The following is a 13,707-nucleotide window of genomic DNA, read 5'->3' on the forward strand; positions in this document are numbered from 1 at the left end:
TTTCTCGTAGCGTTTCCTGAAAGATCCAGAAACCGGGATCAGTGCAGGATGATTTCCACGCGACGGTTCTGCGGCTCACGTGTGTTCGCGCCCGTCGGAACCAGCGGATGCTCTTCACCGTAACCGTGAATGTCGATAGCGGAAGCCGGGACGCCGTCACGGATCAGCTCAGCCTTGACGCTGTTCGCACGACGGATCGACAGACCCATGTTGTACTTCGCACCGGAAGCGCCACCACGAGCCGACGAGTTGTCGGTGTAGCCGTTGACTTCAATGCGCGTCGTCTGGACGTGCGTGGAAGCCTGAGCTGCCTCGGCAACGATCTGGCGAGCACGAGCCGTCAGGTTCGACTTATCCCAGTCGAAGAAGACGAGATATGTGCGAGCCGGCGTCGGAGCAGGCGGAGCAACATAGGGCTGAGCCGGCGGCGGCGGCGGAGCCGTATCGAACGCGTAGCGCAGACCCACGATGAACTGGTGGTTGAAGCGCTGATCGAAGTTCACGTGACCTGTGTGAACGCCGGACTGGTTCCACGTCGTGGACTGATAAGCCCCATCCGTGAAGGTCTGGCCGATCATGCGGTATTCGGTCGTGACCTGCAGACCCGGAACGCCCGTGTCGTAAGCCGCACCGACGATGCCCTGGTAAGCAAAGCCACCGTTCGTGCCACCAAGGCGGCTACGGTTGCCATTGCTGAAGCGGGTATCAGTCGGGTTGTAATGCTGCCAGAGATAACCGGCACCAACACCGACGAACGGTGTAACTGGCGCATCGATACCGAACTGCTTCAGATCGATGTCATACAGAACGTTGACCAGGCCGCCATAAGACTGGTCGCTGCCGCGGGTCTTACCGCTTACGCCAGTGTAGTTGCGGTGATTGATCTCGGAGTAGTTATAAACACCCTCGACCTCAACGCGCAGACCATTGCCGAAGCCCCAGCCAAACGCACCGAAACCGGTGAAGCCGTTCTGATGACGGTACTTGCTGTGGGTGTCGTTGCCCATCGTGTTGCTACCGCCGGACATGGCGCTGGCAGCCGTATTGGCATGCTGGGTCTGCGTAAGATCATAACCGCCACCGAGATCAACATACGGACCGGTGATGGTTGTGGCGGAAGCAGCCACAGGGGCTGCCGCCATAAGGGTGGTTGCGAGTAACGCAGTGCGGAGACGCATTTTTTCGTCCTCATTTCTCAACTGTTTGGGCTGAAACCAGACGTTCGGTTCCCTGCCCCTACAGGCTGTCTAAAAGCCCTATAAAACGATGGGTTCCGGTAATGGAACCCATCTGAGGGGGCTTTCGGCGATTACACGCCATAAGCGTGCTTTATTTGCAACAGTTCATTCCGGGAGCACGAACAAACTATTGCAGTAAAACGATGATTAACGTCGGTCCTTCTGTGGAGGAACCGCGCAAAACGGCCACTCATTTCGGGGTCGGCAAATTACCGAAAAGCTTTCAGACGTCAGTCCCCCGACTGGTTTCTGGCAGCATCGCGTCGGGCGCACATCCATCGTCCACAAGGACATCATGGACTGCCTGCGCCTGAACATCCCGGCAGGTAAAGGCCTGACCGATTCCACGCACCAGCACGAACGTGAGCTTTCCGTCCTGCATCTTCTTGTCCCGCGTCATGTGGTCAAGAAGAGTCCGCGCAGCGAAGGGCCGACCAAGCTGGGAAATGCGGGAAGGCATCTCCAGGGCGTCGAGATGGGCGGTCAGCCTGTCGAGGTCCTCCTGCGGGCAGTAGCCGAGGCGCACCGAGAGCATGAAAGCAAGACGTAGCCCGATTGAGACAGCCTCTCCATGCAGGAGACTGCCGTCATATCCCATTTCGGCCTCAAGAGCATGTCCGAATGTGTGCCCGAGGTTGAGAAGTGCGCGACCGCCTTCAGCTTTCCGCTCGAATTCATCTTCCGTCACCACCGCTGCCTTGAAGGCGCAGGCCTTCTCCACCGCTTCGGCCAGGGTGTTGGGATCCTGCGAGAGAACGTCTTCGCCGTGCTTTTCACACCACGCAAAGAGATCAGGGTCACCGATCAGGCCGGACTTCACGATTTCGGCATAGCCAGCCTTGATCTCGCGAAGAGGGAGCGTTGCAAGCGTGGAAACGTCCGCAAGAACCACGGCGGGCTGATGGAAAGCACCGATCAGGTTCTTTCCCCACTTGGTGTTGATGCCGGTCTTGCCACCGACGGAGGAGTCGACCTGGGAAAGAAGCGTGGTCGGCATCTGCACGAACGGAAGGCCCCGCAGCGTGCTGGCCGCAACGAAACCGGCGAGATCCCCAACAACACCGCCACCGAGCGCGATAATCGCCGTCCGCCGTTCAACCTTATGCTCAAGGATGGCGTCCGTAAGGCGCTGGAACTCTTCGAGCGACTTCGATTTCTCGCCCGGCTGCACCACGAGCGACTGGACTGAGAAACCGGAATCCGAAAGCGCTTCCAGAAGCGGATGAAGATATAACTCCGCCACATGCGCATCTGAAATCACGATGGCGCGCTTCTGGGGCAGGATGGCGGAGAGAAGTGCCCCGGCCCGTTCGACCAGCCCGCTGCCGATGATTACTTCATAGGAACCGCGCTCCAGCCTGACCGGCAGGCGGCGCGGGCGATGGTTGAGGGCCAGCGCCTCAATGACGCGGGTGGTAGCGTTGTCCACGTTGTCTTCTCCACATTGCACGATGATATCGGCCTCGGCGTAGACCGGATGACGGACGACCATCAGCTGTTCGAGGATATCCCGGGGCTTCACGCCGTGCAGCAATGGTCTGTGGGTTCGCCCCGTGACGCGCTTCACCAGAATATGCAGCGGGCAGCGCAGCCAGATCGAGATCGCACGGTCGCGGATCAGCGCCCGTGTTTCCGCGTTCATGAAAGCGCCGCCGCCCGTCGCGATCACACGAGAAGGCCCATCAAGAAGGCGCTTGAGAACGCGACGTTCCCCATCACGAAACGCCTCTTCACCGTACAGCCTGAACACGTCGCTGATGGAACACCCGGCGGCACGCTCGATCTCGGCGTCGGCATCCACGAATCCGAGGCTGAGCCTCTGGGCGAGGCGGCGGCCAATTGTAGATTTTCCTGCTCCCATGAGACCGATCAGCACGATGCTGCGACCGCTCAGGGGACCGAAACCCGTATAGCTGCGCACCGCGTCAAGATTGAGCGGCAGGGCACGGACGGACGTCGGTGTGGGGGGAGGCTGCGCCGGCTCTGGGAGAGTCGTGTGCCTCCGGTCTGAGAAGGATGGGCGTGACATGATTTTCATCGTAACATAGAGCGAGCAAACACACGCAATGCTCGGAACGCAGTCGCATCGGATGGCTGCGTGGCAGGAAGAATAGAGGCACGAATGCGCCGAATCGTCATTATCGCCGCCTGTGTCGCAGGCATCGTCATTTTTGGCGGAATTGCCGCTCTGGGAACGTCCTCCGCGCCACCGATGCAGCAGATGGTGCATAAGGATATCCCTGTTGCCTCTCTGGCTCCGGTGGTGCAGCCCGCGCCGGCTCCCACCATCATTCCACCTGCCGCTACAGCACCGGTAACGGCGCCGTCGGCCCCCTGAAGCTGTCGATGCGGTTCGGTGAATGAGACTGCTCCCATCGTCGAGAGCTTTCTGGAGATGCTGGCTGCTGAACGGGCAGCCGCGCCTGCCACGCTTGCCGCTTACAGCCGGGATCTGGAGGATTGCAGTTCACGGCTCGCTTCCGAGGGAGAGATACTGGAAACGGCCTCGGCAGCGCTGTTGCGGTGCTGGGTCGGAGAGATGACGGAAAGTGGGTTTGCCCGTCGCACAATAGCCCGTCGTATTTCCTGCATCCGCCAGTTCTATCTTTTTTTGCTCCGGGATGGCCGACGCGCGGACAATCCCGCCAGTCAGCTCGAAGCCCCGACACCGGGCCAGACGCTGCCGAAATTTCTTACGGAGTCGGAAGTCTCGGCTCTGCTGGAAGCGACCGGCACTGATGAAGCAGCATCTCCCACGCAGCAGCGACGTCTGGCTGTCGGACGCGCCGCGCTCGAACTGCTCTACTCCACAGGTCTCCGTATTTCGGAACTGCTCGGTCTGAGGCGCGATATGTTTCGTGAAGAAGCGCGCATGCTGATGGTGCGGGGGAAAGGCGGACGAGAGCGCCTTGTTCCACTTTCCGATGCGGCACGAGACGCTGTCACCACACTTCTTGAGGAAGATCGTGAGCGGCAGAGTCTCTGGCTTTTCCCCGGACGCACACCGTTGCGGGCGCTCACCCGACAGGGCTTCGACAAGATTCTTGCCGAAATCGGGGGGAGAGCAGGGATCGATTCGTCACGACTCTCGCCTCATGTGCTGCGCCACTCCTTTGCTACCCATATGCTGGCTCATGGAGCGGATCTGCGTGTCCTTCAGATGCTTCTCGGGCATGCGGATATTTCCACCACCCAGATTTACACGCATGTGCAGGCCGACCGCCTGAAGGCCGTGGTGGAAGCGCATCATCCGCTGGGGGATGGCTTCTCACAGGTAGAAGAGGGCTCAGGCAAAATGAATCCGACAAAGAAATTATGAGCCGGGACGCCTGATATGCTTGGATTTGTCCGCCAGTGTGCTATCCGCGTCAGCCATGCGTCAGTTTCTTGATTTCGAAAAGCCGGTCGCCGAACTTGAGACCAAGATCGATGGCCTGCGCACTACGGCCGCCGCAAGCGGAAATGATGGCGTCAGCATCTCCGATGAGATCGGTCGCCTCTCCGACAAGGTGGAAAAGCAACTCCGTGGGCTCTACGCCAAGCTCACGCCCTGGCAGAAAGTGCAGGTCGCTCGGCATGCGCAGCGTCCTCATACCGTCGATTACATTAAAGGGCTGATCGCGGATTTCACGCCACTGGCGGGAGATCGTCAGTTCGGCGATGACAAGGCGATCATCGGTGGTCTCGGTCGTTTCAACGGTCAGTCCGTGGTCGTGATCGGGACGGAGCGTGGGTCCGACCTCGAAACCCGGTTGCAGCATAATTTCGGCATGGCGCGACCGGAAGGCTACCGCAAGGCCATTCGCCTGATGCAAATGGCTGGTCGATTCCGTCTGCCGATTCTCACGTTTGTCGATACGTCAGGGGCCTGGCCGGGCATCGACGCCGAGGCACGAGGGCAGGCCGAGGCCATCGCCCGCTCCATTGAAACCTGCCTGACGGTTCCGGTTCCGATCGTGGCGACCGTCATCGGTGAGGGTGGATCAGGGGGTGCTGTCGCGCTTGCGACCGCGGACCGCGTCCTGATGCTCGAAAACGCCATCTATTCCGTCATTTCACCGGAAGCATGCGCCTCGATTCTCTGGCGTGATCCGAAGCAGGCCTCCACTGCGGCGGAGGCCCTGCGTCTGACGGCTCAGGATCTGCGCAAGTTCGGGCTGATCGACCGGATCATCGAAGAGCCGGTGGGTGGCGCGCAGCGCGATCCCGCGACCATGCTCGAAAGCGTGGGGAAGGCTATTGCTGAAGAACTTATGCCGCTGTTGAGCGAAACGGCTGTCACGATCATCGCTCAGCGCCGTGAGAAATTCCTCGCCATGGGGCGTAGCACGATCAGCTGATCCGGTTTTCTTCTGATTTGTATCACAGGCGCGGATGTCACTGACTTCCGCGCCTGTTTTTTAGAACGCCCTCAGGGTTTCGGTTCGCCCTCGACAGGTGTTTCACCCGTGGCCGCGATGAGGCTGCGAATCTGGGCAGCCGCCCCGTCGAGATGCTCCACATTGGTCCCTTTGGCGACGAGGGCCACGCCCCGTCTTCCATCCTCCCGACGGAACGGATAGGAGCCCAGATCCAGATCGGGATAGCGATCCTGAACCGCCTCCAGCGCAGCAGCAATGGCGCTCTCATAAAGACCGAGTGCGTGCCATGTGCGTGAGGTAACAGGGGTTCCCTGCTTCAGATTGGGTCGAACCGACTGGAACATGGCCTGCATGATAGACGGCACGCCCGCCATGACGTGCACATTTCCAATGGAAAATCCGGGCGCGATGGAAACGGCGTTCGTAATGGGCATCGCACCGCGCGGCATCATGGCCATGCGCTGACGGGCCGAAGTGAACTGATCCGTGCCGTAATGGGTTTTCAGAAGCGCTGCACTTTCTTCATGCAGTTCCAGAGGAACGCCAAAAGCCTCGGCGACGCAGGAGGCGGTGATGTCATCGTGAGTCGGGCCGATTCCGCCGGTGGTGAACACCTGGTCGTAACGTGCCTTCATCTCGTTGATGGTGCCGATGATGGTCTCCCGTATATCGGGAATGATCCGGACCTCTTTCAGCGGTGCGCCGATTTCACCGAGTCCGAGTGCGAGAAAGCGGATATTGGCATCCTGCGTGCGGCCCGAAAGAATTTCGTTGCCGATCACGATAAGGGCGGAGGTGGGGCTCATGAGGTGGAATCCGGTTCTTGAAAGCGATCCTGAGAGAAAAACGAATAAGCTATTTCAGAGAAGGTCGCGGAGAAATGGGATGATTGGCAAGTCCGCGGGCGGCATGGGATAGCGGGCGAGATCATCTGCCGCCACCCATGCGAGTTTCTGTCCTTCACGCCCTTCCGGCTCGCCTTGCCACTGTCGGCAGAGATAGACGGGCATCAGCAGATCGAACGCATCGTAACTGTGCGACGCGAAAGTGAAAGGGGCAAGGCAGGCCCGACTGACGTCAACGCCCAGCTCTTCCTGAAGTTCGCGAACCAGTGCGGTTTCAGGCGATTCCCCAGCCTCCATCTTGCCGCCGGGAAACTCCCACAGACCAGCCAGTGTCTTGCCTTCCGGCCTTCGGGCCAGAAGCACCCGATTGCTGGCGTCGATCATGGCAGCAGCGGCGACGAGCACCAGACGGCGGGGCTTGGCCGGTTCTGAAGTTTGCGTGGGGGAGGGTGTCGTCTCCTTCTTGCCGGCAGAATCGAAATCCTCACGCCGCGCCTGGAAAATGAGAACCGGCACCTTGCCGCCACGGGCCAGAAAATCCTGAGTCCCCGTATTGTTTTTCCTAAAACCGAGCTTGCTCAGCACCGCGACGGAAGCGAGGTTATCCTCTGCTACGGTGGCGGTGACTGCCTCGATGGGAAGATTGGCGAAGGCCCACCGGCAGATCCGTCCGGCGGTGAGACTGGCAATACCCCGGCGCCAGTGTTCGCGGCCGATCCAGTATCCCAGAGCCCCCCGGAACACGCCATCCACCCGGCTGATCGTTATGCCAATGCACCCGATGACAGCACCCTCGGGGCTGACGATCGCAAAATGATAGGCACCGCCTTCATGTGCCTGCCGGATCGTGCTGTCGATCCAACGCTCGGCAAGGTCGCGGGGGTAGGGGAATGGCAACCGGCTGAGCATCCGGATGACATTCCAGTCATTGACCTGCGTATGAACGGCAGTCGCGTCCCCCGGCTCAAGAGCGCGCAGAGTATAAACGCCAGCCGTCAGTGTGGGCGTTTCAGCCGGGAATGTTGTGGCCGCCACGATGCTTTCAGGAAGCGGCTGGTGAGGATGAGGACTCTGGTTTGCGCTTGCGATGCGGACGACGTTTGCGCTTGGGCGCTTCTGCCGGCGTGGCAGCGGCGCGTCGCCCTGCAACAACGGGTGCTCCAGCATCATCAGCGGGCGTGGTCGTCTTTTTAATAATCACCGTTTGCGGGGCTGTCTTCTCAGCCGTTCTTGCCGCAGGCACGGCGTGTTCGGCAGGTGAGGTGGGCTTAGCCACCTCCGGCACGATCCCGGATTCAGCCAGCAGGCTGCGAAGCGCATTGATGACCGGGAACACTTCCAGATTGTGGTCGCCGCCCAGCTCTTTCCATGCCTGCTGCTCAAGCTCTACGATCTCGCGGTCTTCCGCGAAGATGCGCTCGGTAAAGGCGACGAGGAACGGCCATGCCAGATCGAGCAGGCCCGGAATGCCCGGGCGCTTCACGGACAGCAGACCGAACGTGCGGTTCGTCAGCTGATCCTTGTCCTGCGGCGTATAGGCGATCCAGAGATCCATCACCGGGTCTTCGTCGCCCGTCTTGATATGCAGCGTCTGGTAAGGATAGGTCGTGCGGATCGTCATGACGTCGCGATCGGCGAATTTGGCGGAGGCATCGCGCCGTTCGCCAAAGATCAGCGCCTCGCCGAGAGGCTGCTTGCCGCTGGTCCGGGCGAAGGAATAACGGGCCTCGACCAGTCCGGGCTCACGTCGCTGCCCGAGGAAGCGCGGGCGCATCTGACCCATCTGCTTCATGTGCATGAACTGATGGTTCATATCCATCAGGTTCTCATGCATGAAACTGTAGTGGCAGCCGACTTCCTGACCGAAACGGCGGGTCTTGTAGGCAGAGTTATCCACCTGAGCGAGCATGGCGGGAATCTGGACGGTTTTCGCTTTTTCAGGATCGCCGGGAAATACGAAAATCAGGCCATCCTGTTCGAGCACCGGAAAAGTGCGCACACCGTTTGGCAGCTTTCCCTTGCCCAGATACGGGACGTCGATGCAGCGACCGGAGCGGCCATAGGCCCAGCCATGATAGCAACACTGCACTGACTGGCCACAGACCCGGCCCTTGCTGAGCGGAACCTGGCGGTGGGCGCAGCGGTCTTCCAGCGCGAAAACCGATCCTTCTTCCGGACGAATGAGCGCAATCGGCTCACCCGCATAGCGCACGGCCAGGGTTTTCCCGCGTTTGAGATTTCGTGACCAGGCGACCGGGTACCAGAAATCAGGGTCGCAATGAACGCGTCTCAGATCGACTTTCGGGCCGTCCTTCACGGTGGACGCCATCTCAGTGACGGTGTCCGTAAGTTCGTCGGGATGCGGTGAGAAATCGGTCTCGACTGACTGGTCCATCGTGCCTCTGCTTGCGCTTCACATCGCCTCGTTTTCCCTCATCCGCAGCAGGCTTGCGGTGGGAACGGGTCATGAAAGTCTATATCATCAGTAAGGTACTGTCGAAGTGAGACAGATCAAGAGGATGCCGATTTCCGGCCTTTCCCATTTGCCCCCGCCATCCCTTCAGGCAAGGGGCGACCGGGCAAACGTCCGGCCTGCCCCGTGTGGTCGCGTTCTGCCCAGCAACCATTTGTCACGATTGATTCTTATCTTCCTGCAGGGTTGCCGTCAGATCGTCGATGAACTGCGCGGCCACGCGACCCGACCGGTTGCCACGTGTTACGGCCCATTCATTGGCGCGGGCACAGAGTTCTTCATCGGATATCGGCAGATTCCGCTCTTTCGCATAGGCGCGCACCATCTCGAAATAAACGTCCTGCGCGCAGACATGAAAACCGAGCCAGAGACCGAAACGGTCGGAAAGAGAGACTTTTTCTTCCGTCGCTTCAGAAGGATTGATGGCGGTGGCCTGTTCATTCTCGATCATATCGCGCGGCATGAGGTGGCGCCGGTTGGATGTCGCATAGAACAGAACATTGGTCGGCCGCCCGGCGATGCCACCATCAAGAACGGATTTCAGCGCCTTGTAATCCCGGTCCTCCTTCTCGAAAGAGAGGTCGTCGCAGAAAATGATGAAACGGCGGGGTGATTCGCGCAGTAACGCCATCAGTTCCGGAAGCGATCCAAGATCCTCGCGTTCTATTTCCACCAGAATAAGGTGGGCTCCCGTCGGTTTGTCCCTGTTGACGGCCGCGTGGCAGGCTTTGACCAGAGAAGATTTACCGGTGCCGCGTGAGCCCCAGAGCATTGCGTTGTTGGCTGTCAGCCCATCGGCGAAATGACGGGTGTTGCTGACAAGAGCCTGTTTCTGTGAGTCGATACCCTGCAGCAGCTCCATCGGCACATGAGAGACTGAGGGGACGGGCATCAGGCGACCGCGCTCAGGTTGCCATATGAAGGCATCCGCGACCTCAAGCCCTTCCAGTTTCGCAGGGGCGGGGGAGAGGCGCTCGAGCGCGGAGGCAATGCGATCGAGAAGAGGCAGCAGGTCAGTCGTCATGGCGTTCTCCGAAACGGGGCGGAACAGTTGACGTGGCGCGCCCGGAATCTATGGTCCCGGCCTATCAGCGGGCCATCGCGGCACGCAACCCGTCAGACGAAAAGTTACCGTAGATGAGCGATTTTCTGATTTCCCCGGCCTACGCCCAGAGCGCGGCCCCTGCGGGCGGCATGTCCAGCATTGTCCAGTTTCTGCCTTATGTGCTGGTTTTCGTCATCTTTTACTTCCTCATGATTCGTCCCCAGCAGACGAAACAGAAGAAGCTGAAGGAAAAACTCGCCAGCCTGCGTCGTGGCGACAGGGTCGTGACCGCAGGCGGTATCCTTGGCGTGGTCCGCAAGGCCAGCCCGGAGATGGATGAAATCGAGGTCGAGATCGCCCCGACCGTGTCCGTCCGTGTTCTGCGGTCCACCCTGTCCACAGTCGTCGCCAGTGACACAAAGCCTGCAAACGACACTGAAGCCTGACATTTCGGGCAACTGATGGACCGTTTCGTTCTGGCGGAGCGGTCCGTTTTATGCGCGTTGTCTGATCGTCTTTCTGTCAGATCGTAATCAACGCACCAGTTTTCAGGCTGCCTCGTCCGTCCGCTTTCGCCTTCAAGCTGAAGCCGGACGCACATCCTGCGCTCCGTTTATTCCCCTCAGCGGAGGCGGCGGACTTTAGTTGTTTCGCGCCAGCTTTCCATCAGCGCCACGACGATTCCGGCTGCTGAACCGCTACCGAGCCAAACCACCACACCTTCCGCATGGGCCAGCCGCCAGGACAGGATCAGGCCCGTGATCGGACACACAAGCCTCGTAGCTTGCAGGATACGCCGCATCGCGGGTGATGGCGTCCAGTCGCGGCGTCTTTGCCAGCTTGTCTGGAGGCGTGCGTGGCAGACGAATGCCAGAACCCAGAGTTCGGAAGATCCCATGAGAGACAGGTCCAGAGCATTCATGATGCCACTCCTGCGGAAAATGTCGTGGGCGACGCAGGTGGACTGGTCATTTTGCGCACGAGGACCCGGCGCAGATGGAAAGCCATAAGTCCCAGAAGGCACGCCGTTGCGTCCACAGCGAGATATACGGTCTGATCCTGACCGTTCATCCACTGCCAGCGTGTTGCAATATCGAGAAGCGGGAGCAGGATCAGCAGCGCGGCCAGTAGGGTCGCCTGTTCCATCCATCCACGGAGGATATGCTTTTCGCCGCCACGCCCCATTCCATGGATAGCCATGATGGCCCAGACGACAAACAGGGCGGACGTTTCGATTTCAAGGCGGGACGACAATGAGGCAGGGAGAAGCCTGTTCATCCACAGAACACTGGCGCAGGCCACAGGCATCCCGAGAACCGTTCCAACGGTCAGGCCCTCGGCAAGATTCATGGCGAGCGACGGGCGCGCGGCTGCCGTCCTGCGTCGTTTGAGAAGAAACATGACCAGTCCAGTGGCGAACATCACATATCCGGCCATGCCCGATACGAAATAGAGCCAGCGGACGGTTGCCGGGGCCCATCGCGCCATATGTAAGCCACTGAGGAACTGGGATGTACGCGAGACGGGACTGCTTTTGCGGACAAGCTTCATTCGCTCGCCTGTGACCCGGTCGTAGTCGATGTGATCGCGCGTTATGCGGATTTCACTGCTGTCTGCGCGATAGACGCTGACCGCTTTCCCGGAAAACTGCATGAAACCAAGGCTATTCTCACCAAATTCACTGACAGCATCCGCCACTATCGGAGCAAGCGGGGGCAGCGGTGCCGGCTTGAATTTCGGTGGTCCCCGGTCGGGTCGTTCGGTGGCGGTGGCAGGGAAGAAGCGATTGGCGTGGATAAGAACGCCGGTATAGGGAGCCATGAACAGAAACGGCAGGAACAGCACGGCCGCGAGCACATGGGCGTCGACCCACGGGCGCGGGCTCGTCGCGCGAGGACGGAACACGACAAGGTTCGGCAGCAGCGATTTCAGATGGATGATCACACCCGACCCGAGAGTGACCATCAGGCCGATGCCAACGACCTGCACAAGGATAACGCCGAACAGACGCCCCATGTGCAGGGTGTAGTGGAAATTGAAGAAAAGCAGACCGCCAGCCGTGTCCCGCAGTGGGATGACCGCGCCGGTTTCGGGGTCATATGCGGTCGACTGGACGACATCATGGTCCATATGGGTGACACGCAGGACTGGATCCCGGGACGATGGCAGCGACATGAATACGCGGTGATGCAGGTCTTCCTGCGTCGCGATTTCCCGTGAAGCCGCTTCCAGTGCGGCCGGTCCGGGTGTCAGTGTCGCGATGTGCGGCATTTCCGGCTGCATCCAGCGTGTCAGTTCCGTGTCGAACACTGCCAGCGCACCGGTGGCGAAAATCCCGACCAGAATCAAACCGGCCACAAAGCCGATCCATGCGTGCAGCCAGCCCATCCGGCTCCGCAGGGAGGGAGCCGGGAGGCTTCCGCAAGGAGGGGTGGTTTTCATGGTGCGCCGAGTGCCGCGAAGGGGAGGGTGACGAGCAGCACGGCCACGATCACCGCCGCGCCCGCGAGCAGGCCGCGGATGAGGGTTCTGGCCGCGAAGAGTGTCAGAATGACGATCGGCATGGCGCCGATGGCCTCAGCCTGAGCTACGAAAAACGCATCCGGAGGTGATCCGTGAAAGAGTCGCGGGAGAAGCGTCGTGATGGCAAGCCCTACGGGATAGGCGAGCGCCAGCGCGATCAGAAGGCGCGGAATGAAGCGGGGCTGTGCGGACATTAGGCGCCATCTCTGCAAATGCGAGTAATTATCATTTGCTTACGTTTACCACGTGCCTCTGTAAAGAGGGGAGCACATGAAGAGCGATTCGGAGAGAAGCGTTCCCATGAGGAAAGCTGTCAGCGGCCTTGCGAGTTTCCGTCTTCCTCTCTTCCCGGGATTGGCCGATGTAGGACAAACCTTTGTCTCTGGAGAGGTTCATGAATACTCGCATTCTGCTCGCGTCCGCTTTCGTCGCCGCGACCACTCTGGCTCATCCCGTTCTGGCTGCTCCGGTAACGGCGCGGCAGGTCGATAAGGATTATAGTCAGCTTTCCCGCGACGGTCTTCGGGCTTTCGCAGATGTGGATGTCGCCCGCAAGGCGATCCTGGCCAAGGACAAGGCCACCGCGACGGATGCTCTGGCCGATGCGAACCACACCCTTGAGCGTGCTGGAAGCGATAATCGCCAGTTCCTGAAGGCCGAAATCGACCTGCATCCCGCGCAGGCCGTGCCTGAAGGCCATTCCGGCAGACTGCCTTCTTCCACGGCGCAGGATGCGCCTGTTCTGTGGCTGCCGATCCTTGGTGAATATATGATTGCACCGCAGTCCGATAAGACGCCGGGGCAGAAACAGGCCGTCACCGAGGCGAACGACCTGCTGAAGAAGGGCAAGACGAGGGACGCCGCTGTCGTTCTGCAGAAAGCCGGTGTGGATGTTCAGTTCGTGCTGGCCCTTGCTCCGCAGCAGATGTTCACGGCGGATGTCTATCGCGCTTCTGTTTTGTTCGAAGGCGGCAAGACTGATGAAGCCGTGGCGGCCCTGACGGATGGTCTGGAGTCGCTCCGCTTCGTCAGTCAGGATAATGTGCTTGCATCGTCCAAGGTAAGCCGTCAGGCGTCTTCAACGACTGCCGCACCGACGACTGCCGCACCGACGACTGCCGCACCGACGACTGCCGCACCGACGACTGCCGCACCGACGACTGCCGCACCGACGACTGCCGCACCGACGACTGCTGGCCAGTAAAGCGCAGAGCGGACGGGA

General features: G+C 60.1%; 13 protein-coding genes and 1 pseudogene. 5 read left to right on the forward strand and 9 right to left on the reverse strand.

What is annotated here, in order from left to right; translation table 11 throughout:
* Positions 1–38: 38 nt before the first annotated feature.
* The gene (locus GOB81_RS06095) at positions 39–1,178 is read right to left on the reverse strand and encodes an OmpA family protein (RefSeq protein WP_173569469.1); all 1,140 of its coding nucleotides are present in this window, start codon (positions 1,176–1,178) and stop codon (positions 39–41) included.
* 283 nt (positions 1,179–1,461) lie between these two features.
* Positions 1,462–3,267, reverse strand: a complete 1,806-nt coding sequence (gene aroB / locus GOB81_RS06100; protein WP_173569470.1) for a 3-dehydroquinate synthase — start codon at positions 3,265–3,267, stop codon at positions 1,462–1,464.
* Between the two features lie 93 nt (positions 3,268–3,360).
* On the opposite strand from aroB, the gene GOB81_RS06105 reads away from it, so the two are divergent.
* The 3 genes from GOB81_RS06105 to GOB81_RS06115 are packed head-to-tail and all read left to right on the forward strand — an operon-like array spanning position 3,361 to position 5,578.
* A complete protein-coding gene (locus GOB81_RS06105; protein WP_173569471.1) occupies positions 3,361–3,576 on the forward strand; it encodes a hypothetical protein in 216 nt (71 codons plus the stop codon).
* Between the two features lie 18 nt (positions 3,577–3,594).
* Complete coding sequence (locus tag GOB81_RS06110) at positions 3,595–4,557, forward strand: tyrosine recombinase (RefSeq protein WP_338421320.1); 963 nt, start codon at positions 3,595–3,597, stop codon at positions 4,555–4,557.
* A gap of 55 nt (positions 4,558–4,612) precedes the next feature.
* A complete protein-coding gene (locus tag GOB81_RS06115) occupies positions 4,613–5,578 on the forward strand; it encodes an acetyl-CoA carboxylase carboxyltransferase subunit alpha (RefSeq protein ID WP_173569472.1) in 966 nt (321 codons plus the stop codon).
* Between the two features lie 71 nt (positions 5,579–5,649).
* Here GOB81_RS06115 and GOB81_RS06120 read toward each other — a convergent pair whose 3' ends face one another.
* The 4 genes and pseudogenes from GOB81_RS06120 to GOB81_RS06135 form a co-directional block, all read right to left on the reverse strand.
* Positions 5,650–6,405, reverse strand: a complete 756-nt coding sequence (locus GOB81_RS06120) for a competence/damage-inducible protein A (protein ID WP_173569473.1) — start codon at positions 6,403–6,405, stop codon at positions 5,650–5,652.
* Between the two features lie 54 nt (positions 6,406–6,459).
* Positions 6,460–7,479 carry an 8-oxo-dGTP diphosphatase MutT gene (gene mutT / locus GOB81_RS17875; protein WP_173569474.1) on the reverse strand — a complete coding sequence of 340 codons (1,020 nt, stop codon included), beginning with the start codon at positions 7,477–7,479 and terminating at the stop codon, positions 6,460–6,462.
* Between the two features lie 220 nt (positions 7,480–7,699).
* Positions 7,700–8,839 (reverse strand): annotated as a pseudogene (locus GOB81_RS06130) (Rieske 2Fe-2S domain-containing protein); the annotation flags it as partial.
* Positions 8,840–9,074: 235 nt separating this feature from the next.
* A complete protein-coding gene (locus GOB81_RS06135) occupies positions 9,075–9,941 on the reverse strand; it encodes an ATP-binding protein (RefSeq protein WP_173569475.1) in 867 nt (288 codons plus the stop codon).
* Positions 9,942–10,054: 113 nt separating this feature from the next.
* On the opposite strand from GOB81_RS06135, the gene yajC reads away from it, so the two are divergent.
* Positions 10,055–10,408 carry a preprotein translocase subunit YajC gene (gene yajC / locus GOB81_RS06140; protein ID WP_173569476.1) on the forward strand — a complete coding sequence of 118 codons (354 nt, stop codon included), beginning with the start codon at positions 10,055–10,057 and terminating at the stop codon, positions 10,406–10,408.
* A gap of 176 nt (positions 10,409–10,584) precedes the next feature.
* On the opposite strand, the gene GOB81_RS06145 is transcribed toward yajC, so the two are convergent.
* Genes GOB81_RS06145 through GOB81_RS06155 form a run of 3 tightly spaced genes read right to left on the reverse strand, consistent with a single transcriptional unit; the run spans position 10,585 to position 12,679 of the window.
* Positions 10,585–10,884, reverse strand: coding sequence for a hypothetical protein (locus tag GOB81_RS06145; RefSeq protein ID WP_173569477.1), 300 nt, complete (start codon positions 10,882–10,884; stop codon positions 10,585–10,587).
* Positions 10,881–12,404, reverse strand: coding sequence for a PepSY-associated TM helix domain-containing protein (locus tag GOB81_RS06150; protein WP_173569478.1), 1,524 nt, complete (start codon positions 12,402–12,404; stop codon positions 10,881–10,883). Before GOB81_RS06150 ends, GOB81_RS06145 begins: the two co-directional genes overlap by 4 nt.
* Positions 12,401–12,679 (reverse strand): hypothetical protein, encoded by a 279-nt coding sequence (locus tag GOB81_RS06155; protein WP_173569479.1) that lies wholly within the window; start codon positions 12,677–12,679, stop codon positions 12,401–12,403. The genes GOB81_RS06150 and GOB81_RS06155 overlap by 4 nt, the downstream gene beginning before the upstream one ends.
* Before the next feature lie 200 nt (positions 12,680–12,879).
* On the opposite strand from GOB81_RS06155, the gene GOB81_RS06160 reads away from it, so the two are divergent.
* Positions 12,880–13,689, forward strand: coding sequence for a YfdX family protein (locus GOB81_RS06160; protein WP_173569480.1), 810 nt, complete (start codon positions 12,880–12,882; stop codon positions 13,687–13,689).
* Positions 13,690–13,707: the final 18 nt, after the last annotated feature.

The sequence above is a fragment of the Acetobacter conturbans genome (assembly GCF_011516755.1).
GTDB classification, from domain to species: Bacteria; Pseudomonadota; Alphaproteobacteria; order Acetobacterales; family Acetobacteraceae; genus Acetobacter; species Acetobacter conturbans.